This window comes from Pseudomonas sp. TH06 (assembly GCF_016651305.1).
In the GTDB taxonomy this organism is placed as follows: Bacteria; Pseudomonadota; Gammaproteobacteria; order Pseudomonadales; family Pseudomonadaceae; genus Aquipseudomonas.
In genome coordinates this window covers 1,941,846-1,968,331 of record NZ_JAEKEC010000001.1, presented here as the reverse complement: position 1 = coordinate 1,968,331, position 26,486 = coordinate 1,941,846, and the positions used below count along the sequence as shown (strand labels likewise).

Sequence of the window (26,486 nt, the reverse complement as noted above, 5' to 3'; positions counted from 1 at the left end):
GAAGACTGTGCGGTTTCAATCAAAAGAGATAGCCTGTAATTCTTTCCGCTATCGAAAGCATTTCTTATGGATACGCGCTATTTAAAAAGCCTTATCACCGTCGTGGAATGTGGCTCGATAGCCCATGCCGCCCGCGTCGAGGGACTGACGGCCGCAGCCATCAGTCAGCGAATTCTCGCCCTCGAACGGCAACTCGGCTTTGAACTGCTATCTCGGGTCGGTCACGCCGCCAAGCCGAGTCAGGCCTGCCTGGGCTTATTGCCCAGAGCCAAACGCATCGTTCGCGAAACCGCATTGCTGGCGGGAGACGCCGACGTGGCAGGGCTCACGGGGCAGTTGCGCATAGGCGCGATTTCCACAGCTCTGACGGGGGTCCTGCCTGGAACATTGCGAGCACTGACCGAGCTCGCGCCGGGGCTCACGCCAGTGATCGTGCCGGGAACATCACGCTCGCTGTATCAAGCACTTCTCTCAGGTGAAGTGGACGCTGCGATCCTGGTTGTTCCGCCGTTTGAATTGCCCAAGGCCCTGAAAGCAGTATCCCTGCGCAAGGAACCGCTGGTGTTTCTGTCGAAGGAAAAGTCCTCGGACAGCATCCTCGCCCAACTGATGAGCCAGGCGTACATCCGCTACGACCCTGATGCCTGGGGCGGACGGCATGCCGAGCATTATTTGGCGGACCATGGATTGGCGCCGACGCCGCTGGTGGATCTCGATGCACTGGAAACCATTGCCATGCTCGTGACCGGAGGCCTTGGTGTAAGCCTTGTGCCCTATTGGTCCGGCTTTGAACAATGGGGTCATAAATGCGCGGTAAGCCGGATTGGTGATAGCCGGTATGACCGAGAGATTGCGCTGATCAGCCCTGTGCAGACTGATCGGCCGAACATGCTCAGCGCTTTGTGCGAGGCACTTTCAGTTGCGGAGCCTGACCGCGCTTAATCCTTCTTCGACTCGCCATGAGCCTTCTCAGAGTCGGCGGATTTCAGTGAGCCGCTTTCGCTGCGAATCTGTGCATGACTGATCAGCGCGAAGATGAAGCTGCCGCCGATGATGTTGCCCGCCAGCGTCGGCCCGGCAAATACCGCCCAGAAATCACTCCAAGGCAGCTCGCCGGCAAACACCAGGTACGAAACCTCCGCCGAGCCCACCACGATGTGGGTGAAATCGCCGAGGGCCATGAGGTAGGTGATGAGGATGATGATCCACATCTTCGCGCTCTCCATGGACGGGATCATCCAGACCATGGTGGCGATCATCCAGCCGGAGACGATGCCTTTGGCGAACATCTGGCTGGCGTGGTTTTCCATGACCTTGCGGCCGATTTCGAGGAAGGCCTGGTCGGTCTTGGTGTCAAAGATCGGTAGTTCAAGCATCACATACGCCACCAGAATGGTGCCGCACAGGTTGCCGAACAGCACCACGCCCCACAACCGGATCAGCCGGCCGAAATTGCGCAGGGTCGGTTTGGTCATCACCGGCAGTACGGCGGTCAGAGTGTTCTCGGTGAACAATTGCTGACGGGCGAGGATCACTGCGAGAAAACCCGCGCAGTAGCCAAAACTGGCGATCACCTTGAATTCATCGCCCTCGGGCAGGCGCGAATTGAGCAGGCCCATGCCCATCAACGACAGGCCCATGGTCAGCCCTGCGGCCAGCGCCGACCACCACAGCGCGGCAATGCTGCGCTCCAGTTCCTGATCGCCCTGAGTACGGATGATTTCGTGCAGAACCGCCGCGCGGGGCGGCTGGCTTTTCTCGACTTCGTGCTGCTCTTTGGCCGAGAGGTCGGGGGTCTTGCCGTCGGTTGGCGTGGTCATGGCGTGGGAACCGTGGGGGTGGTGTTTACCTACGACCTTCGCGCTATGGAATACGTTCTATAGGCGCCACGCGAATCCTTGGGTGCACGCCGACAATGTAGGAGCTGCCGAAGGCTGCGATCTTTTGATCTTGTTTTTTAGCGGCAAGATCAAAAGATCGCAGCCTTCGGCAGCTCCTACAGGTCAGCGCAATCTCTGTGGGAGCGAGCCTGCTCGCGAAGGCCGCACTACCAATATCACTTGGTGACGAGTTCATCTTCCTGGAACTGGTCTTTGACGTACTTGATCTCGGTACGCCCGTGCGGCGCCGGCAAGCCATCTTCGCCGAGATTGACGAACACCATCTTCTCGACCGTGAGGATGCTCTTGCGGGTGATCTTGTTGCGCACTTCGCAGGTCAGGGTGATCGAGGTGCGGCCGAACTCGGTGGCGGTGATGCCCAGTTCGATGATGTCGCCCTGGCGCGAGGCGCTGACGAAGTTGATTTCGGAAATGTACTTGGTCACCACGCGCTGATTGCCCAGTTGCACGATGGCGTAGATCGCCGCTTCTTCGTCGATCCAGCGCAACAGGCTACCGCCGAACAAGGTGCCGTTGGGGTTCAGGTCTTCGGGTTTTACCCATTTGCGGGTGTGGAAATTCATGTTCACTCCTGAGCGTTTGCCGAAAGATGGGCGCCATCTTGGCAGACTGATCGGTCATGCTCCATGCGGCTTCGACTATGGTCGCCATTAACGATCTTCATTTGGCCGACAGAAACCCTTTGGAAGATCAGTCTAGACGGCTATAATCGCCCCCGTTTCAAAACGGTAACGTTCACTTGCTACCGTTTTCCCGCCACCTGTCCGAGGGGCGCTGCAGCAGGTTCAACCTGTCAGGCTCGGATGGGGCGTTGACTGGCCACGGCCGGACACTAAACGCACAACGGCGCCCATTCGCATACATTACGAATGGAGGCTCTTCATGAGCGCTGTTATCACGCCTGCAGATTTTAACGATTACAAAGTTGCCGACATGTCCCTGGCTGCCTGGGGCCGTCGCGAAACCATCATCGCCGAATCGGAAATGCCGGCCCTGATGGGTCTGCGTCGCAAGTACGCTTCCGAGCAGCCGCTCAAGGGCGCGAAAATCCTCGGCTGCATCCACATGACCATTCAGACCGCCGTGCTGATCGAAACCCTGGTTGCCCTGGGTGCCGAAGTACGCTGGTCGTCCTGCAACATTTTCTCGACTCAGGATCAGGCTGCCGCTTCCATTGCTGCTGCCGGCATCCCGGTTTTCGCCTGGAAAGGTGAAACCGAAGAAGAGTACGAGTGGTGCCTGGAGCAGACCATCCTGAAGGATGGCCAGCCATGGGACGCCAACATGATCCTCGACGACGGCGGCGACCTGACTCAGCTGCTGCACGACAAGTACCCACAGGTTCTGGACCGCGTTCACGGCGTGACCGAAGAAACCACCACCGGCGTACACCGTCTGCTGGACATGCTGGCCAAGGGCGAGCTGAAAATCCCGGCCATCAACGTCAACGACTCGGTGACCAAGTCCAAGAACGACAACAAGTACGGCTGCCGTCACAGCCTGAACGACGCGATCAAGCGCGGTACTGACCACCTGCTGTCCGGCAAGCAAGCGCTGGTCATCGGTTACGGTGACGTGGGCAAGGGCTCGGCCCAGTCCCTGCGTCAGGAAGGCATGATCGTTAAAGTGTCCGAAGTTGACCCGATCTGCGCCATGCAAGCCTGCATGGACGGTTTCGAGCTGGTTTCGCCATTCGTCGACGGTATCAACGACGGCACCGAAGCAAGCATCGACAAAGCGCTGCTGGGCAAGATCGACCTGATCGTGACCACCACCGGTAACGTCAATGTTTGCGACGCAAACATGCTCAAAGCCCTGAAGAAGCGCGCCGTTGTCTGCAACATCGGTCACTTTGACAACGAAATCGACACCGCTTTCATGCGCAAGAACTGGGCATGGGAAGAAGTGAAGCCACAGGTACACAAGATCCACCGTACCGGCCCGGGCGCTTTCGACGCGCAGAACGACGACTACCTGATCCTGCTGGCCGAAGGCCGTCTGGTGAACCTGGGTAACGCTACCGGTCACCCAAGCCGCATCATGGACGGTTCGTTTGCCAACCAGGTGCTGGCGCAGATCTTCCTGTTCGGCCAGAAGTACGCCGACCTGTCGCCAGCCCAGAAAGCCGAGCGCCTGACCGTTGAAGTACTGCCGAAGAAACTCGACGAAGAAGTGGCCCTGGAAATGGTTCGCGGCTTCGGCGGCGTGGTCACTCAACTGACCAAGCAACAGGCTGACTACATCGGCGTCACCGTCGAAGGCCCGTTCAAGCCGCACGCTTACCGCTACTGATTGGCTGAGCGTCAACGCGGTGTGCCTGGCACGCCGCGTTGCCTGACTGGCGCTGCTGACCGCTCTGTGTAGGAGCTGCCGCAGGCTGCGATCTTTCAAGATCAAAAGATCGCAGCCTGCGGCAGCTCCTACAGGGGTGCAGCGTCCGGCTTACGTGTTTCCAAGGGTATGACCATGTCCCAAGACCGTCGCTACAGCTTCGAGTTCTTCCCGACCAAGACCGATGCTGGGCATGAAAAACTGCTCAACGTTGCCCGTCAGTTGGCAACGTACAATCCCGATTTTTTCTCCTGCACCTATGGCGCTGGTGGTTCGACGCGTGATCGCACCCTCAACACCGTTCTGCAACTGGAAAGCGAAGTCAAAGTACCGGCCGCACCGCACCTGTCGTGCGTCGGCGACAGCAAGGACGACCTGCGCGGCCTGCTGAACGAGTACAAGGCTGCCGGCATCAAGCGCATCGTCGCCCTGCGTGGCGACCTGCCGTCCGGCATGGGCATGACCAGCGGCGAGCTGCGTCACGCCAATGAACTGGTTGAATTCATTCGTGAAGAAACCGGTGACCATTTCCACATCGAAGTCGCTGCGTACCCGGAGATGCATCCGCAAGCGCGCAACTACGAAGACGATCTCGCCAACTTCGTGCGCAAGGCTCGTGCCGGCGCCGACAGCGCGATCACCCAGTACTTCTTCAACGCCGACAGCTACTTCTACTTCGTCGACCGTTTGCAGGCGCTAGGCGTGGATATTCCGGTAGTACCGGGGATCATGCCGATCACCAACTACAGCAAACTCGCGCGCTTCTCCGACGCCTGCGGTGCTGAAATCCCGCGCTGGATCCGCAAGCAGCTGGAAGCCTACGGCGATGACAGCCAAAGCATTCAGCGCTTCGGCGAGCAAGTCGTCAGCGAGATGTGCGAACGCCTGCTGCAAGGTGGCGCACCGGGGCTGCACTTCTATTCCATGAACCAGGCTGAGCCTAGCCTGGCGATCTGGAATAACCTGAAGTTGCCGCGTTGAAGCAGCTACAGGCTTCAAGCTGAAAGCGACAAGCAAGATCAAAAGATCGCAGCCTTCGGCAGCTCCTACATTGAGATTTCGTATCCCGTGTAGGAGCTGCCGAAGGCTGCGATCTTTTGCTTTTAAAGGCCCGAAACAGAGCTTGTGCAGGCACTTTCTGGCTCTTTCGCGTTTCTCGTCGTAATCTCAAGCCATGCCTTTGATCGCGCAGTTTTTCACCGTGCTGGTTTTTGCTTGCCTGAGCTTCGCCGCTCGAGGCGAGAAGCTGCGCATTGTCACCGAACCGTGGGCGCCTTATGTCTACGAGGAGAACGGCAAGAACCTCGGGCTCGACTACGAAACCACCGCCATCGTGTTCAAACGCCTGGGCATTGAAGTCGAATGGCAATTTCTGCCTTGGAAACGCTGTCTGTCGATGCTTGAAACCGGTCAGGCCGACGGCGCACTGGATATCTTCCACAGCGACGAGCGCGATGCCACCCTGCTCTACCCCAGCGAACCGCTGTCGGATGTCGAGTTCGTGATGTTCTACGCCAACGATCGACCGCACCCCTTCAGCAACCTCGAAGAACTCAAAGGCCTGACCATCGGCACCTCACCGGGTTATCTGTACAGCCCCGACTTTCGCGAATCGACACTGTTTACCCGTGAGCCAGCGCCGACCCATGAAGCCAATTTCGGCAAATTGGTGCGCGGACGCATTGACCTGCTGATCACCGATCACCGCGTTGGTCAGCATTTGCTCGATCAGTTGGATATACGCGATCAAATCACTGAAAACCCGACAGTTATTAGCCGTCAGAGCCAGTTTCTTGCGGTTCGGCGCAATGCCGGGATGGATTTGCTGGTGCAGCGTTTTGGTGCCGAGCTCAAGCGATTCAAGCGTGAACCGGCGTACGCCGAGCTGAGCGCACGCTATGGCGCGGCGCCCAGCGCTGGCGCACCGTCAGGCAATGCCTCGGCCAGCGGTAAAACCGTTGAGCAGCAGGAAAGCAGCGCGCAGTGATTGCTCTGTTATACTCCGGCGTTCCCGCCAGGCTCACGCCCGGACGCCCGGAACCGTAAAAGGCCTCTCGACCCGCTACAGCGCAGCTTTCAGCCCGCGCGAGCGCTCCTGACGTGCCTTCGGAACCGCAGCAGGACCGGACGGGATTGCGTCCTCTTAAACGTGATTCGCGCCAGGCAAGACTCCCATTGGGCCAAGCCCTAACTAAAACAGGATTACTCATGTCCTTTGCTTCCCTCGGTCTCTCCGAGGCTTTAGTCCGCGCCATCGAAGATGCGGGCTATACCGAGCCTACTCCGGTGCAACAGCGGGCCATTCCCGCCGTGTTGCAAGGTCGCGACCTGATGGTTGCGGCTCAGACAGGTACTGGTAAAACCGGCGGTTTCGCCCTTCCGATCCTGGAGCGGTTGTTCCCCAACGGTCACCCGGACAAATCCCAGCGTCACGGCCCGCGCCAACCACGCGTCCTGGTCCTGACCCCGACCCGCGAACTCGCGGCCCAGGTACACGAGAGCTTCAAGATCTACGCCCGTGACCTGAAATTCGTCAGCGCCTGCATCTTCGGCGGCGTCGGCATGAACCCACAGGTTCAGGCCATGTCCCGTGGTGTTGACGTCCTCGTTGCCTGCCCGGGTCGTTTGCTCGACCTCTGCGGCCAAGGCAGCGTCGATCTGTCCCACGTTGAAATCCTCGTCCTCGACGAAGCTGACCGCATGCTCGACATGGGTTTCGTCCACGACGTGAAGAAAGTTCTCGCACGTCTGCCGGCCAAGCGTCAGAACCTGCTGTTCTCGGCAACGTTCTCCAAAGACATCACCGACCTTGCCGGCAAGCTGCTGCATAACCCGGAACGCATCGAAGTGACGCCGCCGAACACCACGGTCGAGCGCATCGAACAGCGCGTATTCCGTCTGCCGGCCAGCCACAAACGTGCGTTGCTGGCTCACTTGATCACCGCAGGTGCCTGGGAACAGGTGCTGGTGTTCACCCGCACCAAGCACGGCGCCAACCGTCTGGCCGAATACCTGGACAAGCATGGCCTGCCAGCCGTGGCGATCCACGGTAACAAGAGCCAGAACGCCCGCACCAAAGCTCTGGCCGACTTCAAGGCTGGCGAAGTGCGCATCCTGGTCGCCACCGACATCGCTGCTCGCGGTCTGGACATCGACCAGTTGCCACACGTGGTCAACTTCGAGCTGCCAAACGTCGATGAAGATTACGTACACCGTATCGGCCGTACTGGCCGCGCCGGTCGTTCGGGCGAGGCGATTTCGCTGGTCGCGCCGGACGAAGAGAAACTGCTGAAAAGCATCGAGCGCATGACCAAACAGAAGATTGCCGACGGCGATCTGATGGGCTTCGACTCCAGCACCATCGAGGCCGAGAAGCCTGAAGTGCGCGAACGTCCGGACGTGCGCAACCCGCGCAATTCCCGTGGCCCGCGCGGCGACGGCCCGAATGGCGGCGGCGGTGGCGGCGGTCGTAAAGACAAAGGCAAGGACAAAGGCAAAGACAAACCTGCCGGCGAACGCGGCGAGCGCCCTGCCCGCCAGCAGAAACCACGCGAAGGCACCCCGGCCCGCGAACAGCGTCCGAGCCAAACGCCACGCGCCGCTGCTGATCGTGCACCGGACGAATTCCTCGACGACGATATCGATAACTTCGGTAACCGCGTTGACTACGTGCCGAAGCCTGCCCCTGCCGGCGGTCGCGGCCGTCGTCCAGGCGCACCGGCTCAGGGCGCAGGTGCGGGTACCGGCGCGCCACGCGGCGGTCAGTCGCAAGGTCGTCAGAATGGCCCGCGCAACAGCAACGGTTCGAGCACCGGCACCCCGCCAGCCAAACGCAGCGGCCCGCGCAACGGCGCGCCGCGTGATGGTCAGCCGGGTCGTCGCGACGAGTCTTCCTCGTCGTCGCGCAACCGCCGTCCGGCCCGTGACGATCAGCCACGCAGCGAACCCGCCGTGCAGAACCCGCGCAGCACTGGCCCGAAGATCATGCACAAGGAGTCGAAGGCTGATCGCTTCCCGACACCTGAGCAGCTCGATCAACTGCCAAGCCGTCCACGCGGCGAAAAACCGGCATTGCTGACCCGCAATCGCTGAGTGACCCCTCACAAAAACGCCCCGACTGGTTCGGGGCGTTTTTGTTTAGGGCAGTCAATTCGATTGCCCTCTCTCACAGCCTGACAATCACGCCACGTTGCCTTGTTTATGGAAGAGCTTGGCGAAGATCATCCATTTACCTTGCACTTTCATCACGTTCAGATAGTCGACCATAATATTGTCGAACAGTCGCAGACGTACCTTAACCATCGCCATTTCCGGCGACATCACATCGATCATCAGAATCTCGTCCAGGCTCGCAAATCCGCGCTCTTGCGGCGATTCGCGTCCTTGCACCATGGCGCGATATTGCGCGAAGGGCCGCACGGTTACTTCCCCGTCCTGAGCACTGTAGAGGACACAGCCGGAGTGGAAAACTTCGTCGAAGCCCTGTAAATCCTGGGTTTGTAACACGCTGAAGTAGTTCTCCAGCATTGCCTTGATTTCATTGATTAGCATGAACAGATCCTAGTCGAAGGGGCACGAAGTCATTAACGCCCACCGGGGCGTGCGGTGGATTATTCGCAACCTCGACAACCCACGTATAGCGGCGTTTTTTGCCCGGTTCAGTGAATGGAATTCAACTATTGAAACTCCCTCCGTTAGCCGCCCTTCGGGCGTTCGAAGCCCTCGCAAGACTGGGCAAGGTCAACCTCGCCGCCACCGAACTGCACGTCACCCACAGCGCCGTCAGCCACCAGATACGCTCTCTGGAGGAATACCTGGGTATCAACCTGACTGAGCGCAACGGTCGAGGCGTAGCGCTGACCGAAGAGGGGCGTGTTTACGCTTATCAGATCCGCCAATCGCTCGGTGAAATCGCCGGCGTCACAGAGAAATTCCTGTACAGAACCCGACACCCACAACTGTCCCTCTCGGTGCTGCCGTCCTTCGGCATGTTCTGGTTGTTGCCGCGCCTGCAAGGATTTATCGACGCCCACCCTGGCTTGCGCCTGAAACTGGTGGCCAGCATGGAGCTGTCCAGTTTCGAGGGCGAAATCATCGACGCCGCCATTCGGTTCGGCCATGGAAAATGGCCAGATGTGCACTGCGAACCGCTGATGTCAGATTCTTTGATCGTCGTCGCGGCCCCTCAATTCAATCACGGGCGCTTGCCGACGGACGCCGCTTCCGTCCTTGAGCACCCGCTGCTTCACGCCAGTGAAAGCTGGTCGACATGGCTGACGGCGGGAGGCGTCGAGCAAACCCGCCCCCCGGCGGCACTCGAATTCACTGATTCAACGTTGATGCTGGAAGCCGCGCGCCTGGGCTACGGCGTTGCACTGACACGTCGATCCATTGCTCACGCCATGATCCAGCGCGGGCAACTGGTCAGGCTGACCGACGTCGAACCCGTGCACGCATCCCGATATTTCATGCTGTGGCCAACTCATTCCAGACGTTCGGCACAGCTGGCGAGCTTACTGACGTGGCTGCGCCAGCAAATCATCGAGTATCAAGACAGTATTGCCTGAACGCCAGACAGCAAAACGCCGACCCGAAGGTCGGCGTTCTGATGGCGCAATCTACTTACTTCGCTTTCACACCTTCAAACGAGATGTACAGGTCGACTTTGTCGGACTGTGGACCCAGGTCCATCATCTTGCCGAAATCAGAGCGCTTGATGCTGGTGGTGCCTTCGAAGCCGGCACGGTAGCCGCCCCATGGATCCTTGCCTTCACCCAGGAAAGTAGCCTTGACCACGATTGGCTTGGTCACGCCGTGCAGGGTCAGGTCGCCGGTCACGTCAGCAGTTTCTTTGCCGTCGGCGTTTTTGCCGGTGGACTTGACGCTGGTGGACACGAAAGTCGCCTTGGCGAACTTGCTCACGTCCAGGAAGTCTTTGCTGGCGATGTGCTTGTCACGTTCGGCGTGGTTGGTGAACACGCTGGACGGGTTCACGTTGAATTCGATTTTGCTGTCTTCAGGCTTGGCAGCGTCAAAGCTGAACTTGCCGTCGATATCCTTGAAGGTACCGGTGATGTAGCTGTAGCCCAAGTGGCTGATCTTGAAGTCGACGAAGGCGTGCTGACCTTCTTTGTCGACGGTGTAATCAGCGGCCATTACGTTGGCGGACAGCACGGCAGAACCGATTGCCAGAGCGGCCAGAGTCTTTTTCAACATGCTTTCTTTTCCTTTGAGTCGAGGTTGAACTTCAGGCTTTGCGACCGAGCATTCGCGTCAGGGTCGCATCACGATCGATAAAGTGGTGCTTCAATGCTGCCAACGCATGGAGGCCGGAAAAAATTACCACCGCCCACGCCAGCCAGAGATGAATCACCCCAGCGGTATCTGCCTGATCCGGTAGCCCGGAAACCAGTGCAGGAACTTCAAACAGGCCAAACACCGGGATCCCGACACCGTCTGCGGTGGAAATCAGGTAACCGGCAATCATCACAGCGAACAGCGCGAGATACAGAAACCCGTGGCCGAATTTGGCACCGATACGAGTCATGCGGCTGTAGCTTTGCAGCGTCGGCGGCGGTGGGCTGATAAAGCGCCACAACACCCGCAAGACCATCACGCCCAACAACACCAAACCGATGCTCTTGTGCAGGTCCGGCGCGTCTTTGCGCCAGGTGCTGTAGTAATCCAGCCCGACCATCCACAGACCCAGCGCAAACAGTCCGAAAACCACCAGCGCCACGCCCCAGTGCATGAAGATGCTGACCCAACCATAGCGCGAAGAAGAGTTACGTAGCTGCATTGCCCAAATCCTGTGAGAACTGCGAACCAAGACTAGCGAGTTATCTATCGAATTAAAGCGGAAAATTTCGCTTTGAAATATCGAGAAATACGATCAAGAGTCTGGAAGTGGCGTGTTAAGGAAAGATTAAAGGCGATTTTTTAGCGAGATGCTCAGGGCAGAATGGTCGATTCTCGCGGTCCGACTCGGCGTCAGCAAGCGTGATACCGACAGGCGACTTTCACGACAAGATCTAAAATAGCGAAACTTTTCAATCAATAAATATGTATCTCTATTTGCACTTTCCAACCTGATCAAATGGTGACTCAAATCATTCATTGAGAAGGTGAAATACATGGCTCTCCGTTACACCCCCTTTCAAGCAAGCGGTTCATCGGTGTTACCTCCGAACCAAACAATGTCTCCTGGGCAATACTTGCAATCGGAAAATGGCCGATTTCGTCTAATATTGCAGAGTGATGGAAACCTGGTAATCAAAGAAGGTGAAACCGTCATTTGGATCGCCGACAGTAACCAGCCTTACAGCGCAACTTTGCATCCAAAGAAAATGCGCGAGACGCTGCAATTTGTCATCAGCAATAACGGCTTTCTTTACGACCCTTCCAGACGGCGATTATGGATCGCTGAGGGTACTCACAGCCTTGACAAGTCACTGTGGTACAACACTTTCATGAGTATTCAGGATGATGGAAATCTGGTCATTTACGATCAGCGCACGGGGAGTCTGCGCTGGGCACGCGCTGGCTTTACCCCAGGGAGAATTCGGAAACCAAAGCAGAGATGGCTCAGAAACTTACCCGACGGTACGCAGTTCTTCAAATGGGAGTTTTAATCGCCCCTGCATTTTTATTACTGATTAGTTCCTGAGAACCGGTGGCGGTTGTAAACAATCCGCGCTGTAGGGATCTATCTGGCATTTATGGGCAAGTTCAGAGCCATATCCCCCCGGAAAAAAATGTCCATTTGCACAACCGCAAAGTGCTATTAGCAGAAAAGTTATCGCAAGCGCTTTCATAGAGTATCTCCAATTTTTTTCAAGAATATAATTGGAGATCAGGTACCCGCTATCACTTCGTTCTGATTGTTTTGTGGGAAGCATCCGGTGCAGAGGTAAGACCCGATACTGCACAACTGAAGCTGGGGGAGATTTTTTTGAAAGCAAAAAAAACGCGGCTTTTATGGCCGCGTTTTTCTATTGAAGCAAAGGCTTACTGCGCCTTGGTATCGGTCGTCGTCGCAGAAGGTTTCGTCGCTGGCTTCTTCGCCGGTTCAGCCTTTTTCGCTGCCGGTTTGGCCGCTGGTTTTTTCGCTTCGGTTTTCGCTGCTGGCTTCTTCGCCGCAGGCTTGGCCGCCGCTTTCTTCGCAGGCTCGGCTTTAACCGGAACAGCAGGCTTCGGTGCTTCCACCGGAGCTGGCGCAGGTGCCGGGGTAGGCGCAGGCGCTGGAGCAACTGGTGCTGGAGCAGGTTCTGGCGCCTTCACAGGCTCTGGCTTCTTGTCGTCATCCGAACCGCCGAACAGGTTGCTGAAGAAGTTGCCCTTCTTCGCCGCCACGGCACCCGCCGCGCCTGCCGCTGCTGCGGCCGGCACCACTTTGGCTGGCTCGAACGATTTGCCCGCCGCCAGGTCTTCAACCTGACTGGCCGCACGCTGACCGGTGCGCAGGGCGCCTTCCAGAGTCCCCGGGTACAAGGTGTCTGTGTGTTCGCCAGCGAACGCTACGCGTTGCAGCGGACGTTCCCAGATCCGCCAGAATTTGCTGATCTGGCCCGGGCCGTAAGCCAGGTATGCGCCACCCATCGACGGGTCGGTGCTGTAGCGACGGATTTCATAACCAGTGAACGAGCCACGGGCCTGTGGATAAAACGCGTGCAGACGGATCAGCACCTGATCGACCATCTGCTTGTCGCCGAACGCCTGCATCACACGGGCGTTGTCGCCGGACAAGTTGATCACCACGTTGGCGCCGCCCTTCAGGGCCGGCTCGATCCAAAGCATGCCCAGACCGGCGTTGCTGTAGATCTCGCCGGACATGCGCGCCTTGCTTTCCCACACGGGCGTCTTGAACTTCAGCATGATCTGGTCGCGCCAGCCGTAGTTGGTACCCTTGATCGCGGCCTGATGCTGAGCATCCAGCGCCGGGGTCATCTGAATCTTGTTCAGAGCACGCAGCGGTACTGCCAGCACAACGTAATCCGCCTGATAACCAACAGCGCCGACCTTGACGGTCACGCCGTCCTTGTCCTGGTTGATGGACGATACCGGGGAGTTGGTCTTGATGATTTTCAGTTGTTTGACGAACGCCTGTGCCAGCACCTGGCTGCCGCCGACCAGACGCGAAGCACGCAGGTCACGGTCGGAGATGCCGCGATACACGCGATTCTGCTGGGCGAAATATAGCAGCGACAGACGCGAAGGCTCGTCGTAGTGGGTGCGGATATCCTGGTTGATCAACTGACGCGCAGTGGCCGGCAGGTTCTGTTTGTCGAGCCAGCTCGACACGTTGATCTGATCCAGCGCGTGCAAAGTGGCGTTCGCCGCCGGGTTCTGCGGGTCATCAATCGAGCGCGCCAGATCGTCGAGGGTTTTCTGGTAGCGCTTCAAGGCATCGGCGGTGGCCGGTTGCTTGGTCGCCAGATCAGCAGCAGAGAAATACTCGCCGTCGATCAGATAACCCGGGGTGCGCACGAATTCCGGGGCTGGCGTGGTGCCCAGCTTGAACGTCGAGACGTACTTGTTCAGCACCGGCTGCGTCTTGTCGCTGCCAATCCACTCGCTGGTGGCCATGCCCGAACGCCCACCCAGGCTTGGTTTGGCTTCCAGCAGCGTGACCTGCCAGCCCTTGTTTTGCAGTTCGTAAGCGGCGGTCAGACCCGACAGGCCGCCGCCGATCACGATTGCGGTTTTATCCTTGGCCAGCGCCGTAACGCTGAACAGCCCCAACATCACCAGCGCACAGGCGCGCAGCCAACCGACAGACATTCAGCGAACTCCGGAAAAACACGTAGGAAAAAGCAGTTTTGCGGGTCAGACGACCCAAAGAACCGCGAAGAATACGTCAGCCATCAAAACGCCGCCAGCGACGTCTATCGGCCCATACAAAGTAGCTCAATCGACACAATGGGTTGTTCCGGCGCGACGCATTGCATAGGCTTGCGCGATTGTTTGCCCGCGCCTGACGCGAGCCGCCTCGAGGAGACTGTAATGGGCCTGAATAACCAGTGGATGCAACGCGACCTCGCAGTGTTGTGGCATCCCTGCACCCAGATGAAAGACCACGAACAACTGCCGCTGATCCCGATCAAGCGCGGCGAAGGCGTCTGGCTTGAAGACTTCGAAGGCAAGCGCTACCTCGACGCGGTCAGCTCCTGGTGGGTCAACGTGTTCGGCCATGCCAACCCGCGCATCAACCAGCGCATCAAGGATCAGGTCGATCAACTGGAGCACGTGATTCTGGCCGGTTTCAGCCATCAACCCGTGATCGAGTTGTCCGAGCGTCTGGTGAAGATGACGCCGGAAGGCCTGAATCGGGTGTTCTACGCCGATAATGGCTCGTCCTGCATCGAAGTCGCGCTGAAGATGAGCTTTCACTACTGGCTCAATCGCGGCGCACCTGCGAAGAAGCGCTTCGTCACCCTGACCAACAGCTACCACGGCGAAACCATGGCGGCGATGGCGGTCGGCGACGTGCCGCTGTTCACCGAGACCTATAAAGCCCTGCTGATGGACACCATCAAAGTGCCGAGCCCGGATTGCTACGGGCGTCCGCAAGGCATGAGCTGGGAAGAACACTCGCGCAACATGTTCGCTGCCATGGAGCAGACCCTCGCCGAGAACCACGACAGCGTCGCCGCAGTGATTGTCGAGCCGCTGATCCAGGGCGCCGGCGGCATGCGCATGTATCACCCGGTGTACCTCAAACTGTTGCGCGAAGCCTGCGACCGTTACGGCGTGCATTTGATTCTCGACGAAATCGCCGTCGGCTTCGGCCGCACCGGGACCATGTTCGCCTGCGAACAGGCCGGCATCCGCCCGGACTTCCTCTGCCTGTCCAAGGCCTTGACCGGCGGCTATCTGCCGTTGGCGGCGTGCCTGACCACCGACGAGGTCTACAGCGCGTTCTACGACGACTATCCAACCCTGCGCGCCTTCCTCCACTCGCACAGCTACACCGGTAATCCGCTGGCCTGTGCGGCGGCGTTGGCGACGCTGGATATCTTCGAGCAGGACAACGTCATCGAGAACAACAAGGTGTTGGCTCAGCGCATGGCCTCGGCAACGGCGCATCTGGTCGATCACCCGAACGTCTCCGAAGTGCGTCAGACCGGCATGGTTCTGGCGATCGAGATGGTCAAGGATAAAGCCACGAAAGAGCCCTACCCTTGGCAGGAACGCCGTGGCTTGAAGGTGTTCCAGCATGCGCTGGAGCGCGGCGCGTTGCTGCGGCCATTGGGCAGCGTGGTGTATTTCCTGCCGCCGTACGTGATCACCCCGGAGCAGATCGACTTCCTCGCCGAAGTCGCCAGCGAAGGCATCGACATCGCCACGCGTGACAGCGTCAGCGTGGCCGTGCCGAAGGATTTCCACCCGGGCTTCCGTGATCCGGGCTGATCTCCATCTAAAGGTTTGAGAAGAACCCTGTGGTGAGGGGATTTATCCCCGATGGGTGGCGAAGCCGCCCCAATCCCGGATCGCACATTTCAACTGAAGAACTCGGTTGCTGATTTTGGGGGCGCTCCGCGCCCCATCGGGGATAAATCCCCTCGCCACAAAAACTCTGCATACAGCGACTACGCACCATTTTTTTAGAGACCCACCATGAGACTGTCCCGCTTCTTTATCGACGCCCCCCTGAGCACCGGCGAACACGAATTGCCGGAAGCCCAGGCGCATTACATCAGCCGCGTGCTGCGCATGGCCGAGGGCGATGCGGTGCAGCTGTTCGACGGTTCCGGCCATGAATTTCGCGGATCCCTGGTGGAAGTCGGCAAGAAACGCGTCGTCGTGCAGATCGACGAGCAATTCGCCGGTCAGGTCGAATCTCCGCTACAGATCCACCTCGGCCAGGGTCTGTCCCGGGGCGAACGGATGGATTGGGCGATCCAGAAAGCCACTGAACTGGGTGTGAATGAAATCACCCCGATCTTCAGCGACCGCTGCGAAGTCCGCCTCAAGGACGAACGCGCCGACAAACGCCTGCTGCACTGGCGGCAAGTGGCGATCAGCGCCTGCGAGCAGTGTGGGCGTTCGCGTGTGCCAGTGATTCATCCGCCGATGTTGCTGGCCGATTGGCTGAAGCAGGCTGAGGCCGAGCTGAAACTGGTGCTGCACCCGGTAGCGGAGCCGCTGGTGAGTCATGCCAAACCGGCGACGTTGGCGTTCTTGATCGGGCCTGAAGGTGGATTGTCCGACGCCGAAGTCGAGCAGGCCAAAGGCAACGGCTTCCACGCCGCCCGCCTCGGCCCGCGCGTATTGCGCACCGAGACAGCGCCGGTGGTTGCACTGGCAGTGGCCCAACAGCTGTGGGGTGATTTCTAATCCACAAATGGAATACGTTCCCCTGTAGGAGTGAGCCTGCTCGCGATGGCGTCCTGTCAGTCGACAGCGTTTGTGGCTGATGCACCGCTATCGCGAGCAGGCTCACTCCTACAGGGGGATGGTGGTGTGTCTAGAGGACATAAAACAAAATCGCCACAAAGTGCAGCAGACTCCCGGCAATCACGAACAGATGCCAGATCCCGTGCGCATGCCGCAGCCGGTGATCCAGGGCAAAAAAGATAATCCCCACCGTATACAAAACCCCGCCCGACGCCAGCCAGGCAAACCCGGTGGTACCCAGTGCCGCGATCAACGGTTTGACCGCCACCAGCACGATCCAGCCCATCACCGCATAGATCACAATCGACAGGATCCGCGCCTCGGAGCGCGGCTTGATCTCTTGCAGAATGCCGATCAGCGCCAGCCCCCAGACAATCCCGAACAGCGTCCAGCCCCACGGCCCGCGCAAGGTCACCAGACAGAACGGCGTGTAACTGCCGGCAATCAACAGGTAGATCGAAAAGTGATCAACCTTTTTCATGATGGCTTTTTTGCGCCCACGCACGCTGTGATAGACGGTCGACGCGCTGTAGAGCACCAGCAGAGTGAATGCGTAAATCGCCACACTGACAATCTTCCACGGACTGCCGTCGAGGCTGGCGATCACCAGCATCCATACGCCGCCGATAAATGCTGCCACCGCCCCGACCAGATGCGTCCAGGCGTTCAATCGTTCTCCGTGATACATGTATCGCTTACCTCAAAATTCATTACCGCAGCGCGCAAGGCTCAGGCCTCGAGCGTAAAAGCGCAATGTTTCCGTTTAACAGATCAAAAGATCGCAGCCTTCGGCAGCTCATACAGGTGATCGCAGTCCAATGTAGGAGCTGCCGAAGGCTGCGATCTTTTGATCTTCAAGGCACAATCAACGCATTCTAAAAAGAGTCCGCGCCATGCTGATCGACGAAGAATTGACCCTGAAAAAACTCGAGGTGTTCCTCGCCTTCATGCGCACCGGCAACCTCGCCCGCGCCGCTGCCGAATTGCAGACCAGCAACGTCAGCGTGCACCGCGCGATTCACTCGCTGGAAAGCGCCCTGCGCTGCCCACTGTTCAAACACGAAGGCCGCAACCTGACGCCGCTGGAAAGCGCTTATGTGCTGGAAGAACGCGCGCAGAAGCTGATTCAGGACGTGGTCGAAAGCGTACGCCTGACCCGCGAAGCCGCCGGTTTTTCTGCCGAACGCTTCAAGCTCGGCTCGCTGTACTCGCTGACGGTGAAGACCGTGCCGCAACTGATCATGGGCCTGAAGATCCGCCGCAGCGAACTCAACATTGATCTGATCCTCGGCTCGAACATCGACCTGCTCTACAAGCTGAAAAACATGGAGGTCGACGCGATTCTGGTGTCGCTGGACGACAGCATCAACGATCCGGATTGCGAGCAGATTGCGCTGTTCTCCGATGACATCTTCCTCGCGACGCCGGCGGATTCAAGGTTCGCCCAGCGCAGTGAGGTCGATCTGGCGGAAGTGCGCGATGAAACCTTCATCACCCTGACCCAAGGCTTCGCCACTCATCAGGACGGTAATAGGGTGTTCAAGCAAGCGGGGTTCGAACCGAAAGTGGCGATGCAGGTGAATGACATCTTCACGCTGCTGAGCATGGTCAGTTCCGGGGTCGGTTATGCGTTGCTGCCAGGAAGGATTGCAGCGGTGTACGAGAATCGGGTGAAGCTGATTCCGTTGCAGGAGAAGTATCGGTTGCAGCAGCACATTGGCGTGGTGTTTCTGAAGGCCAAGGAGCGCGATCCGAATTTGCTGGCGTTGTTGGCGGAATGCCGGATGTATGCCAATCGCCAAGCCTGAAACCGCGTCGTCCCAATCGCGAGCAGGCTCACTCCTACAGGTGAACGCATTCCAATGTAGGAGTGAGCCTGCTCGCGATGACGTCAGCCCTGACAACAGAAAATCTTCGGCTTAGCCCATCAGCCCGCGCATCAGCAGAAACAACAGCGAAGGCCCGAGCAAACACCCAAGCGCCGTATAGAACGCCGCCGTCAGGCATCCATACGGCACCAGCTTCGGATCGGTCGCCGCCAACCCGCCGGCCACGCCGCTGGACGTCCCCATCAAGCCGCCAAAGATCACCGCACTGCGCGGGTTGTTCAGGCCGATCATCGGCGCCACGAACGGCGTCATCACCATCACCAGAATCGCCTTGATCAGCCCCGCCGCAATCGACAACGCCATGACTTCCGAACTGGCCCCAATCGCCGCACCGGTTACCGGCCCGACAATGTAAGTCACCGCCCCCGCGCCAATGGTGGTCAGGCTCACCGCATCGGTATAACCGAACGCCATCGCCACGCCGACCCCGGCGACAAACGACGTGCCCACACCGACAAACAGCGCCAGCACCCCGACAAACCCGGCGCGCTTCAGCTCATCGACACTGACGCCAAACGCCGTGGCGACAATCGCGAAATCGCGCAGCATCGCGCCGCCGAGCAAACCGATGCCCGACAGCAGCGGAATATCCACCACGCCTTTCTGCCCGCCGGTCAGCGCACCGCCGACATACGACAGCACCAGTCCAAGCAGAATGGCGATGGCCGAGCCGTGCAAGCGGCCCTTGGTGAAGGTGTTGGACATCCAGTAGGACACCCACATGGTCAGGCCGACAATCAGGAAACCGCTGATCAAGCCGTAGCCGGTGATGACTTTCATCATGGATTCGTACATGGCGCTCACCCCGCAGTCTTGGCAGGAGCGATTGGCGTCGCATCCTTGTTACCGAGGCGCACCAGCACCGGCACCATGGCAAAGGCAATCACCACCGCCAGGGTTCCCGCGAGGATCGCCATCGGCCCGCCCTTCAGCGCACCGTAAACATTTTGCTGCGCCGCCATGGCGACCACGATGGGAATGTAGATCGCACTCCAGAACTCGACGCCCTGTTCGGTCTTGCCCTTGAGCCAGCCACTTTTATTCAGGTAACTGCCCAGACCGATCAACAACAGCATCGCAATGCCGACCCCGCCGACGTTGGCCGGCACGCCGATCAACTTGCCGAGTAGCTCACCGACCCAGATACCCACCAGCGTACAAAAAGCGAGAAACGCCACACCGTAAATAATCATTGTTGTAGTCCTCAAAGTGCATCGTCGAATGTTGTTTTTGTTGTTCGAAGCTTGAGTCGCGGCGGTTTAGAGTAGGCGGCTTCCCTCCTCGCGCAGCAGCGCCTGCAAGGTGTCGAGGCGCGCACTGTCGAAGGCAGTGACGGTGCCTTGCTCGAACACCCGGCGCGCCAGCCCGGTCAGTACGGCACCGGGCGGCAATTCGATTTGTAGACGCACACCGCGCTCGTAGGCGCTTTGCACGGTGCCGCGCCAATCCACCACGCGGCACATGTTGCAGGCGAGATCGTCGCGCAGCGCTGCTACTTTGGTCACAGGCCGCGCGCGACTGCCGCTCAGGTAAGCAATCTGCGGCGTTTTCAGTTCAACCTTGGCGAAGGCTTCAGCGAGGGTTTGCGCCGGGTTTTCCAGCAGCGGACAGTGCGACGGCACACTCACCGCCAGACGTTTCGCCAGACCGGCACCACGACTGCGCGCCAGTTCGGCCACGGCTTGCATGGCCTTGTCGCTGCCGGCGATCACCACCTGGTTATCGGCATTGATGTTGGCCAGATACACCGGCATTGCCTCGCAGTGCACCTGCGCCAGCAGCGTTTCGACTGTGGATAATTGCAGGCCGATGATCGCGGTCATGCCGTAGCCCTGTGGATAAGCCTGCTGCATCAGCTCACCGCGCAGGCTGACCAGATGCAACGCATCGCTGAAGCTCAACGCCCCGGCGACCACCGCTGCCGGGTAAGCGCCGATGGACAGACCGGCGACGTAATCCGCCGTGAGTCCGTCCTGCAATAACTGCCGCGATGCAGCGACGCCAGCGATCAGCAGGCAGAGCTGAACCGACCTTGTCGTGCGCAAAGCCTCGCTGGAATCCAAGAGCAAAACATCTTCCCCAAGCACATCGCTGGCCTCGACCAAATTTTCGCGAGGCAAACGCTGAAGCATGCCGGCTTGCTGCGCACCCTGGCCGGGGAATACCAGCAGACTGCTCACGCTGCCTGCTCCTGCGGGTTCCATGGATCAATCACCAGGCAAGCCTGATAAGCATTTTTCAGCAACACACGTGCAGATCCGCTGGCCCATTCACGCAGGGCCACTGCGCCGAACGGCGTCTGCAACTGCATGTCGACCCGGCACACAGCCTGATCGAATAGCGCGACCAGTTTGCGTGCCTGATTACGGGTGAGCAGTTGCGGGGTACGCAGGATCAGATCGAGATCACTGGCCGCGTGCATCGCTGTAAAACCACTGGCCAGTTCAAACCCGACGCTGCCACTGACACCCCAGATCCAACCACAGTCATCAAGCATCGGCCGCAGTCGTCTGAGCGCCTGCATGACCGGTAAGTCGCGCTCGCAATCGACATGACACAGCGCTTCGGGGCTGACCCGACAGGCGATCGAATCGACCGCCATGAACGCTGCCAGCCGTTGCTCGCGCAGGACACCGCGCACGCCGACCGCGACAAAACCTTCAGCACTCAACGCCCGCCGCACCACCACCGGTTGTCCGGCCGCCAGCGACTCGACCGCCCACAGCGGCGCATCCGCCGGCAATTGCGCAGGCGTCATGCCCCAGAGCAAGTCATGAGCCAGAAGCGTTTTCACCACTGCGCCCTCAGCAACTCACGGACTTTGCTGGAGGCCGCACGATTTTTTGCGCCGAGACGATTGCTCAAGTCCGTACCGGAAATATCGCCGATGGCTTGTTTCAGGCACTCGCTCACTCGCGCCAGATCCTCGGCGGTCGGCTGTTCGATCTGCTGCACCGACAGGGTTTCCCAGAGCAGACCGAGGCTGGCATAGCTGTCGATGTCATACGCCATCGGCGGCACGCTGGCGGCCAGCGCTTCCAGCTCCTCAACACTGCGCAACGTCACCCGCGCCGCCGATGCCTTGCCCATCGCATGCACCATCACGCCCGGATCGCGCAGGGCGATCAAGCGATTGGCCTGATAACCATGCGCCAGAAAAGCACCGGACATCGCTTTGCCCACCAACAACGCGATCACTGGATGCCCGGCCAAACGTGCGCGGGCATAACTGTCCGCCGCACCGGCCAACGCCTGATGAATACCGAGGGCCTCTTCGCGCCGGCCATAAGCCTGACTCGGCACATCGACGATGGCGATGATCGGGCGCTTCTGGGCTTTATCACGATCGGCAGTGATCGCGTCATCCACAGCCTTGGCCAGACCCCAGCCTTCGAGCAAGCCGACTTCGCCATTACGAGCGCGAGGAAAACGATTGCCCGGGTCAGCGACCACAGCAATAAAACGCCCCAGTTCACCGTCAGCAACCTTCAACGAGGCCGGCAGCCCTTCGACCGCCACAGCGCCCGCGCTCAAGGCGTTGAACCAGTTCAAACCGCGCACGGAATAACCACTCATGAGCGCTCTCCTTGATACAGATCGCGAACCACCGAAGGCTCGATTTGCTTGTCAGTGTCCAGGCTCGCCAGCCGTTGCAGAAACCACTCGGCGCGCTGACTGCGCGGTTGCACCGGCAGACCTTGTTGCAGCAATTCGCCAACCTGCTGACGAATCTGCGCCACGTCATCGGCGACATAACGATCCACCAGACCACTGGCAAAACGCTGCTCGCCACCGGTCAGGCTCCATATGAAAGGCCGGTCGCGGGAGTCGTATTCCTCGATCCCGGCTTCTTGCTCGATCACCTGCGGGCCGTTCAAACCGAGGCGTGCTTCCTGAGTGACCAGCAAATAGCTGCACAACGCAGCGGCAATCGACATGCCGCCAAAACAACCGACGCTACCGGCGACCACACCGACCACCGGTTGGTACTGCTGCAAATCGACAATCGCCGCATGAATATCAGCAATCGCCGCCAACCCGAGATTGGCTTCCTGCAAGCGCACGCCACCGGTTTCCAGCAGCAGGATGGCGCGGGTCGGGATGCCGTTGCGGTTGTCTTCGGCGGCCAGCTCCAGCGCACCGGCAATCTTCGCCCCGCCGACTTCACCGAGGCTGCCGCCCTGAAACGCACCTTCAATCGCCGCGATCACCACCGGCAAGCCGTCGATGCTGCCCTTGGCTATCACCACGCCGTCATCGGCTTGCGGCACCACGCCCTGGCGTTCGAGCCACGGCGACATGACGCGTTGAAACGGATCGAGCAATTCGCGAAAGGTCCCGGCATCGAGCAAGGCTTTCGCCCGTTGCCGCGCACCGAGTTCGACGAAACTGTGTTTGTTGAGCAGCGCTGCGCTGTCAGTCATGGCCGACCTCCTCGAAACCTTGTTCCAGACGCAAACGCACCACGCCCGGCGTCGCGCCGAAATCGTGGATATCGATGGCCATGGCCGGCGGCGTGGTGCCGTCGAACATCCGCGCAAACAGATGCTGCCAGCGCTGCTGCGCACCGTTGACCGAGGTCTGCACATTGATCGTCAACTTGCCGGCCAGGCCGGGTTCGATCAGCACTTCCAGATCACCGGAACCGACGCAACCGACCAGCGCACGCCCGCGTGGCGGCTGCCCGGCGGGGAATTCAAACGATAGGGTTTCCATCAAAACGCTCCCTGAAGGATGCCGTCGCGCTCGATTCGGTCGAGCAGCAAAGTGGCGGCGAGCAAGTCGGCGGCGCCACCGGGCGAGGCATTCAATGCGATGAGTTGTTGATCCAGTTCATGCAGGCGACGACGGCCGCTGAGGCTGGCGCTGCCACCGGCGTCGAGCACCGCTTGCGCACCGTGTTGCATGGCGTGCAGGCCTTGTTCCCCGGCGCGGTAGAGCACGCAGGTGTCGGCGAGGTTGGTCATGATTGCCAGCAGAGCATCAAGCCTCGCGTTCTGCTCGCCGTGGCTGTTGGCGCGGCTGCGCTTGAGTTGCGGCAAGCCGCGTTGCAGCACCGAAGGAAAGCCGAGCTGCGCTTCTTCGCGGGCACCGCGAGCGCCGTAACGCAGGGCGACTTGAGCGCCGTGGCTCAATGGTTTTGCTGCGTAGCGATCATCAAGCAACGCCAGACGTGCGGCGCGCAGGGAAACAGCACCAGCAGCGCTGGATTTCGCGTCCAGTGCCGCCGCCGTGACAATCAGACCCAACGCCCAGATCGCCCCGCGATGCGTGTTCACGCCGTTGGTGGTCGCGAGCATCGCCTGCTCGCCTTCACGGCCGATGCGGCCAATCGCTTCGCGCAACGGCAAACCGACTTCGCCGATGTCCAACGCTGCCTCGGCCATCTCCTTGAACGCCGGCCACAATGACAGCGCCGAAGCGTGCATCAGGCCCAGGTGCAAATCGGTGTGCGCGCCGTTGCCACGACGATCGACCAATGCCGGTTTCGGCGACAAATCGGCTTCGTCGATCAACGCGTCCACCGCCAGATCAGCCAATCGGTCCGCCAGAGACAGCGGTTTCGCTTGCAGGTTAAGTGCGTGCATTACCAGCTCCTGAATTTGGCGGGCGGGTTATAGAGGCCGCCGGACCACTCGACCAGATCGGCCACGCTCTTCGCCGCGAGCAGTTCACGGGTGGCGTCGGTGCGGCGGATGCCGAGGTCTTCGGGCAAGGCGATCAGGCCTTCGCGGCGCATGCGTTCGGTGTCTTTCGGGTTGTGGCGCAGGCCGATGGCAGTCACGCCCGCGACCGCAGCGATCATTGCCTGGCGCTCTTCCAGCGAGCGCGCCTTGTACAGATAAGCGATGCCTTCTTCGGTGAGCAGGTGGGTGACGTCGTCGCCGTAGATCATGATCGGCGCCAGCGGCATGCCGCTTTTCTTCGCCACTTCCACCGCATCGAGGGTTTCGACGAAGGTCGGTTTGCCGCCCTCCTGGAAGGTCTCGACCATTTGCACCACGAGTTTCTTGCCGCGTTCGAGCATCGGTTGCTGCGCATCGTCGTGGCGCATGTCCAACCACGCCGGGGTGCCATGACGACGACCGCGTGGGTCGTGGCCCATGTTCGGCGCACCGCCGAAACCGGCGAGACGGCCACGGGTCACGGTTGAGGAATGGCCATCGCCATCGACCTGCAGCGTCGCACCGATAAACAGATCCACCGCGTATTGCCCGGCCAGTTGGCAGAACATCCGGTTGGAACGCAGCGAGCCGTCGCGGCCGGTGAAGAACACGTCCGGCCGGGCGGCGATGTAGTTTTCCATGCCCAGCTCGGTGCCGAAGCAATGCACGCTTTCGACCCAGCCGCTCTCGATCGCCGGGATCAGCGTCGGGTGCGGGTTGAGCGTCCAGTTGCGGCAGATCTTGCCTTTGAGGCCGAGGGATTCCCCGTAAGTTGGCAGGATCAGTTCGATGGCGGCGGTGTTGAAACCGATGCCGTGATTGAGCGACTGCACGTTGTGTTTTTCGTAGATGCCGCGAATCGCCATCATCGCCATCAGCACATGCACAGGCTTGATGTGGCGTGGGTCGCGGGTGAACAGCGGTTCGATGTAGAACGGCTTGTCGGCGACCACGACAAAATCGACCCATGAGGCCGGGATATCGACGCGGGGCAGTTCGCTGACGTCGTCGACCAATTGGTTGACCTGGACGATGACGATGCCGTCGCTGAACGCGGCCGGTTCGATCAGTGCGGGAGTGTCCTCGGTGCTCGGGCCGGTGTAGATATTGCCGGCGCGGTCAGCCATGAACCCGGCCGAAAGCACGACGTTGGGGATCAGGTCCACCACCAACCGTGCGTAGAGTTCGATGTAAGTGTGGATCGCGCCGATTTCCAGCAGGCCGTCTTCAAGCAACTGGCTAATGCGCAGGCTCTGGGTGCCGGCAAAGGAAAAATCGAGCTTGCGGGCGACGCCGCGTTCGAACAGGTCAAGGTGCTCGGAACGGCCGACGCTGGGCATGATCATGTGCAGGTCGTGGAGCTTTTCGGGATCAGCCTTGGCCAGCGAGCGCGAAAGGAAATCCGCCTGCTTCTGGTTGTTGCCCTCCAGCACCACACGATCACCGGGATGAATCAGCGCTTCGAGCGCGGCGACGATCTTGTCGGTGGGCAACACCACACCGTCGGCCAGCCCGCGCACCTTGTCGAGGCGACGCTGCTTCTCGTCACGCCGCCGCGTCCAGCGCGAGTCGGGGGAAATTGTTGTTGTCATGCTCACTCCACGGGGTTCGCTGTCGTGGAGCTAACTTAGGCGTGTGGGGTGAGGGCATCAATCAAGCATGGCGGTGAATCATTACGCTCAGGGTAATGGTTGAGATAGCTATCGCGAGCAGGCTCACTCCTACAGGGGGAACGCATTCCAAATGTAGGAGTGAGCCTGCTCGCGATGGCGTCGGCTGACTCGACGCATTAATCAGTCAGTCGGCACTAGCTTGTCCAACACGCGATTGACCGCCAACTCAGCCAACATCACGACTTGCGCGATGCCTTGCAGAGTTTTGCGATGCGTGGGGTGGCAGCTGAACGCAGGTTAGCAGACCGGGGAACCTAAGGAAGCCGGCGCGCCGAAGCGCCCTGCGCACAGCCGCCATCGAATTCAGGCACTGAGCCTGATTAATGATGAATGTGCACCCTTAGATTAACCACGGGCTGCTAAACCCGATCACTGGGAATCAGTGACCCGATCAACGTTACGCAGCCAGCCCAAGGCGCACAAGCCGGCGGATTCTGGTGCATGCGTAGGCAGCGGCGCAAGGATTTGTAGGCTGTCGGGCGTAACACTGAGTGTCTTTAAACATCAGTGTCGGAAAGGGTTTATTGCACTACAGAGATTGAGGATTTTCCTGTCGGATTTGGGGTGATGCCGCAGGCGCTATCGCGAGCAGGCTCACTCCTACAAGGGGAACGCATTCCAACTGTAGGA

At 59.6% G+C, this 26,486-nt stretch carries 26 protein-coding genes and 1 riboswitch; of the genes, 10 read left to right on the top strand and 16 right to left on the bottom strand.

Annotated elements, in window-relative coordinates; all coding sequences use genetic code 11:
* Positions 1-66: 66 nt before the first annotated feature.
* The gene (locus JFT86_RS08765) at positions 67-942 is read left to right on the top strand and encodes a LysR family transcriptional regulator (protein WP_201236467.1); all 876 of its coding nucleotides are present in this window, start codon (positions 67-69) and stop codon (positions 940-942) included.
* Here the strand turns inward: JFT86_RS08765 and JFT86_RS08760 are convergent.
* Positions 939-1,820 (bottom strand): formate/nitrite transporter family protein, encoded by an 882-nt coding sequence (locus JFT86_RS08760; RefSeq protein ID WP_201236466.1) that lies wholly within the window; start codon positions 1,818-1,820, stop codon positions 939-941. The genes JFT86_RS08765 and JFT86_RS08760 overlap by 4 nt on opposite strands.
* Before the next feature lie 236 nt (positions 1,821-2,056).
* Complete coding sequence (locus tag JFT86_RS08755) at positions 2,057-2,464, bottom strand: hotdog domain-containing protein (RefSeq protein ID WP_016984776.1); 408 nt, start codon at positions 2,462-2,464, stop codon at positions 2,057-2,059.
* Positions 2,465-2,661: 197 nt separating this feature from the next.
* A riboswitch (S-adenosyl-L-homocysteine riboswitch) is annotated at positions 2,662-2,760 on the top strand.
* A 23-nt stretch (positions 2,761-2,783) separates the two neighbouring features.
* Between JFT86_RS08755 and ahcY the strand changes: the two genes are divergently transcribed.
* The 4 genes from ahcY to JFT86_RS08735 all read left to right on the top strand — a co-directional run bounded on the left by ahcY (position 2,784) and on the right by JFT86_RS08735 (position 8,324).
* Positions 2,784-4,193 (top strand): adenosylhomocysteinase, encoded by a 1,410-nt coding sequence (gene ahcY / locus JFT86_RS08750; RefSeq protein ID WP_201236465.1) that lies wholly within the window; start codon positions 2,784-2,786, stop codon positions 4,191-4,193.
* Between the two features lie 174 nt (positions 4,194-4,367).
* Entirely contained in the window at positions 4,368-5,213 is an 846-nt protein-coding gene (gene metF, locus JFT86_RS08745; protein WP_003229047.1) for a methylenetetrahydrofolate reductase [NAD(P)H], read from the top strand.
* A gap of 193 nt (positions 5,214-5,406) precedes the next feature.
* Positions 5,407-6,219 carry a transporter substrate-binding domain-containing protein gene (locus tag JFT86_RS08740; protein WP_201236464.1) on the top strand — a complete coding sequence of 271 codons (813 nt, stop codon included), beginning with the start codon at positions 5,407-5,409 and terminating at the stop codon, positions 6,217-6,219.
* Between the two features lie 221 nt (positions 6,220-6,440).
* On the top strand, positions 6,441-8,324 hold the full coding sequence (locus JFT86_RS08735; RefSeq protein WP_201236463.1) for a DEAD/DEAH box helicase: 1,884 nt from the start codon (positions 6,441-6,443) through the stop codon (positions 8,322-8,324).
* An 87-nt stretch (positions 8,325-8,411) separates the two neighbouring features.
* Here the strand turns inward: JFT86_RS08735 and JFT86_RS08730 are convergent, their stop codons facing one another.
* Positions 8,412-8,783 (bottom strand): nuclear transport factor 2 family protein, encoded by a 372-nt coding sequence (locus JFT86_RS08730; RefSeq protein ID WP_201236462.1) that lies wholly within the window; start codon positions 8,781-8,783, stop codon positions 8,412-8,414.
* A 98-nt stretch (positions 8,784-8,881) separates the two neighbouring features.
* On the opposite strand from JFT86_RS08730, the gene JFT86_RS08725 reads away from it, so the two are divergent.
* The gene (locus JFT86_RS08725; RefSeq protein ID WP_242489477.1) at positions 8,882-9,799 is read left to right on the top strand and encodes a LysR substrate-binding domain-containing protein; all 918 of its coding nucleotides are present in this window, start codon (positions 8,882-8,884) and stop codon (positions 9,797-9,799) included.
* Between the two features lie 55 nt (positions 9,800-9,854).
* On the opposite strand, the gene JFT86_RS08720 is transcribed toward JFT86_RS08725, so the two are convergent.
* Positions 9,855-10,448: a YceI family protein gene (locus tag JFT86_RS08720; protein WP_201236461.1), complete on the bottom strand. Its 594-nt coding sequence runs from the start codon at positions 10,446-10,448 to the stop codon at positions 9,855-9,857.
* A 31-nt stretch (positions 10,449-10,479) separates the two neighbouring features.
* Entirely contained in the window at positions 10,480-11,031 is a 552-nt protein-coding gene (locus JFT86_RS08715; protein ID WP_201236460.1) for a cytochrome b, read from the bottom strand.
* A 334-nt stretch (positions 11,032-11,365) separates the two neighbouring features.
* Between JFT86_RS08715 and JFT86_RS08710 the strand changes: the two genes are divergently transcribed.
* The gene (locus tag JFT86_RS08710; RefSeq protein WP_201236459.1) at positions 11,366-11,863 is read left to right on the top strand and encodes a hypothetical protein; all 498 of its coding nucleotides are present in this window, start codon (positions 11,366-11,368) and stop codon (positions 11,861-11,863) included.
* Between the two features lie 376 nt (positions 11,864-12,239).
* Here the strand turns inward: JFT86_RS08710 and JFT86_RS08705 are convergent, their stop codons facing one another.
* The gene (locus JFT86_RS08705) at positions 12,240-14,012 is read right to left on the bottom strand and encodes a flavin monoamine oxidase family protein (RefSeq protein WP_201236458.1); all 1,773 of its coding nucleotides are present in this window, start codon (positions 14,010-14,012) and stop codon (positions 12,240-12,242) included.
* A gap of 222 nt (positions 14,013-14,234) precedes the next feature.
* Between JFT86_RS08705 and JFT86_RS08700 the strand changes: the two genes are divergently transcribed.
* Positions 14,235-15,641, top strand: a complete 1,407-nt coding sequence (locus JFT86_RS08700) for an adenosylmethionine--8-amino-7-oxononanoate transaminase (protein WP_201236457.1) — start codon at positions 14,235-14,237, stop codon at positions 15,639-15,641.
* A 207-nt stretch (positions 15,642-15,848) separates the two neighbouring features.
* Positions 15,849-16,568 carry a 16S rRNA (uracil(1498)-N(3))-methyltransferase gene (locus JFT86_RS08695; RefSeq protein WP_201236456.1) on the top strand — a complete coding sequence of 240 codons (720 nt, stop codon included), beginning with the start codon at positions 15,849-15,851 and terminating at the stop codon, positions 16,566-16,568.
* A 130-nt stretch (positions 16,569-16,698) separates the two neighbouring features.
* Here the strand turns inward: JFT86_RS08695 and JFT86_RS08690 are convergent, their stop codons facing one another.
* Positions 16,699-17,316, bottom strand: coding sequence for a hemolysin III family protein (locus JFT86_RS08690; RefSeq protein ID WP_025109169.1), 618 nt, complete (start codon positions 17,314-17,316; stop codon positions 16,699-16,701).
* Between the two features lie 205 nt (positions 17,317-17,521).
* Between JFT86_RS08690 and JFT86_RS08685 the strand changes: the two genes are divergently transcribed.
* A complete protein-coding gene (locus JFT86_RS08685) occupies positions 17,522-18,436 on the top strand; it encodes a LysR substrate-binding domain-containing protein (RefSeq protein WP_095187015.1) in 915 nt (304 codons plus the stop codon).
* A 111-nt stretch (positions 18,437-18,547) separates the two neighbouring features.
* On the opposite strand, the gene madM is transcribed toward JFT86_RS08685, so the two are convergent.
* From madM to mdcA, 9 genes are all read right to left on the bottom strand, one after another.
* On the bottom strand, positions 18,548-19,312 hold the full coding sequence (gene madM, locus JFT86_RS08680; RefSeq protein ID WP_025109167.1) for a malonate transporter subunit MadM: 765 nt from the start codon (positions 19,310-19,312) through the stop codon (positions 18,548-18,550).
* A 5-nt stretch (positions 19,313-19,317) separates the two neighbouring features.
* Entirely contained in the window at positions 19,318-19,710 is a 393-nt protein-coding gene (madL, locus tag JFT86_RS08675; protein WP_201236455.1) for a malonate transporter subunit MadL, read from the bottom strand.
* Between the two features lie 66 nt (positions 19,711-19,776).
* A complete protein-coding gene (gene mdcH / locus JFT86_RS08670) occupies positions 19,777-20,697 on the bottom strand; it encodes a malonate decarboxylase subunit epsilon (protein WP_201236454.1) in 921 nt (306 codons plus the stop codon).
* Positions 20,694-21,314, bottom strand: coding sequence for a malonate decarboxylase holo-ACP synthase (locus JFT86_RS08665; protein ID WP_201236453.1), 621 nt, complete (start codon positions 21,312-21,314; stop codon positions 20,694-20,696). Before JFT86_RS08665 ends, mdcH begins: the two co-directional genes overlap by 4 nt.
* The gene (mdcE, locus tag JFT86_RS08660) at positions 21,308-22,093 is read right to left on the bottom strand and encodes a biotin-independent malonate decarboxylase subunit gamma (protein WP_201236452.1); all 786 of its coding nucleotides are present in this window, start codon (positions 22,091-22,093) and stop codon (positions 21,308-21,310) included. The genes JFT86_RS08665 and mdcE overlap by 7 nt, the downstream gene beginning before the upstream one ends.
* Positions 22,090-22,941 carry a biotin-independent malonate decarboxylase subunit beta gene (locus JFT86_RS08655; RefSeq protein WP_201236451.1) on the bottom strand — a complete coding sequence of 284 codons (852 nt, stop codon included), beginning with the start codon at positions 22,939-22,941 and terminating at the stop codon, positions 22,090-22,092. Before JFT86_RS08655 ends, mdcE begins: the two co-directional genes overlap by 4 nt.
* Positions 22,934-23,233, bottom strand: coding sequence for a malonate decarboxylase subunit delta (locus JFT86_RS08650; protein WP_201236450.1), 300 nt, complete (start codon positions 23,231-23,233; stop codon positions 22,934-22,936). Before JFT86_RS08650 ends, JFT86_RS08655 begins: the two co-directional genes overlap by 8 nt.
* On the bottom strand, positions 23,233-24,105 hold the full coding sequence (locus JFT86_RS08645; protein WP_201236449.1) for a triphosphoribosyl-dephospho-CoA synthase: 873 nt from the start codon (positions 24,103-24,105) through the stop codon (positions 23,233-23,235). Before JFT86_RS08645 ends, JFT86_RS08650 begins: the two co-directional genes overlap by 1 nt.
* Positions 24,105-25,775, bottom strand: a complete 1,671-nt coding sequence (gene mdcA / locus JFT86_RS08640; RefSeq protein ID WP_201236448.1) for a malonate decarboxylase subunit alpha — start codon at positions 25,773-25,775, stop codon at positions 24,105-24,107. Before mdcA ends, JFT86_RS08645 begins: the two co-directional genes overlap by 1 nt.
* Positions 25,776-26,486: the final 711 nt, after the last annotated feature.

Excerpts from the sequence above, each read along its gene's own strand:
- ahcY (WP_201236465.1), top strand. The coding sequence starts at position 2,784 with ATGAGCGCTGTTATCACGCCTGCAGATTTTAACGATTACAAAGTTGCC.
- JFT86_RS08765 (WP_201236467.1), top strand. The coding sequence starts at position 67 with ATGGATACGCGCTATTTAAAAAGCCTTATCACCGTCGTGGAATGTGGC.
- JFT86_RS08740 (WP_201236464.1), top strand. The coding sequence starts at position 5,407 with ATGCCTTTGATCGCGCAGTTTTTCACCGTGCTGGTTTTTGCTTGCCTG.
- JFT86_RS08685 (WP_095187015.1), top strand. The coding sequence starts at position 17,522 with ATGCTGATCGACGAAGAATTGACCCTGAAAAAACTCGAGGTGTTCCTC.
- JFT86_RS08700 (WP_201236457.1), top strand. The coding sequence starts at position 14,235 with ATGGGCCTGAATAACCAGTGGATGCAACGCGACCTCGCAGTGTTGTGG.
- mdcA (WP_201236448.1), bottom strand. The coding sequence starts at position 25,775 with ATGACAACAACAATTTCCCCCGACTCGCGCTGGACGCGGCGGCGTGAC.
- JFT86_RS08690 (WP_025109169.1), bottom strand. The coding sequence starts at position 17,316 with ATGTATCACGGAGAACGATTGAACGCCTGGACGCATCTGGTCGGGGCG.
- JFT86_RS08760 (WP_201236466.1), bottom strand. The coding sequence starts at position 1,820 with ATGACCACGCCAACCGACGGCAAGACCCCCGACCTCTCGGCCAAAGAG.
- JFT86_RS08735 (WP_201236463.1), top strand. The coding sequence starts at position 6,441 with ATGTCCTTTGCTTCCCTCGGTCTCTCCGAGGCTTTAGTCCGCGCCATC.
- JFT86_RS08755 (WP_016984776.1), bottom strand. The coding sequence starts at position 2,464 with ATGAATTTCCACACCCGCAAATGGGTAAAACCCGAAGACCTGAACCCC.
- JFT86_RS08705 (WP_201236458.1), bottom strand. The coding sequence starts at position 14,012 with ATGTCTGTCGGTTGGCTGCGCGCCTGTGCGCTGGTGATGTTGGGGCTG.
- madL (WP_201236455.1), bottom strand. The coding sequence starts at position 19,710 with ATGATTATTTACGGTGTGGCGTTTCTCGCTTTTTGTACGCTGGTGGGT.
- JFT86_RS08655 (WP_201236451.1), bottom strand. The coding sequence starts at position 22,941 with ATGACTGACAGCGCAGCGCTGCTCAACAAACACAGTTTCGTCGAACTC.
- JFT86_RS08715 (WP_201236460.1), bottom strand. The coding sequence starts at position 11,031 with ATGCAGCTACGTAACTCTTCTTCGCGCTATGGTTGGGTCAGCATCTTC.
- JFT86_RS08730 (WP_201236462.1), bottom strand. The coding sequence starts at position 8,783 with ATGCTAATCAATGAAATCAAGGCAATGCTGGAGAACTACTTCAGCGTG.
- JFT86_RS08695 (WP_201236456.1), top strand. The coding sequence starts at position 15,849 with ATGAGACTGTCCCGCTTCTTTATCGACGCCCCCCTGAGCACCGGCGAA.
- JFT86_RS08720 (WP_201236461.1), bottom strand. The coding sequence starts at position 10,448 with ATGTTGAAAAAGACTCTGGCCGCTCTGGCAATCGGTTCTGCCGTGCTG.
- JFT86_RS08650 (WP_201236450.1), bottom strand. The coding sequence starts at position 23,233 with ATGGAAACCCTATCGTTTGAATTCCCCGCCGGGCAGCCGCCACGCGGG.
- mdcE (WP_201236452.1), bottom strand. The coding sequence starts at position 22,093 with ATGAGTGGTTATTCCGTGCGCGGTTTGAACTGGTTCAACGCCTTGAGC.
- JFT86_RS08645 (WP_201236449.1), bottom strand. The coding sequence starts at position 24,105 with ATGCACGCACTTAACCTGCAAGCGAAACCGCTGTCTCTGGCGGACCGA.
- madM (WP_025109167.1), bottom strand. The coding sequence starts at position 19,312 with ATGTACGAATCCATGATGAAAGTCATCACCGGCTACGGCTTGATCAGC.
- JFT86_RS08710 (WP_201236459.1), top strand. The coding sequence starts at position 11,366 with ATGGCTCTCCGTTACACCCCCTTTCAAGCAAGCGGTTCATCGGTGTTA.
- metF (WP_003229047.1), top strand. The coding sequence starts at position 4,368 with ATGTCCCAAGACCGTCGCTACAGCTTCGAGTTCTTCCCGACCAAGACC.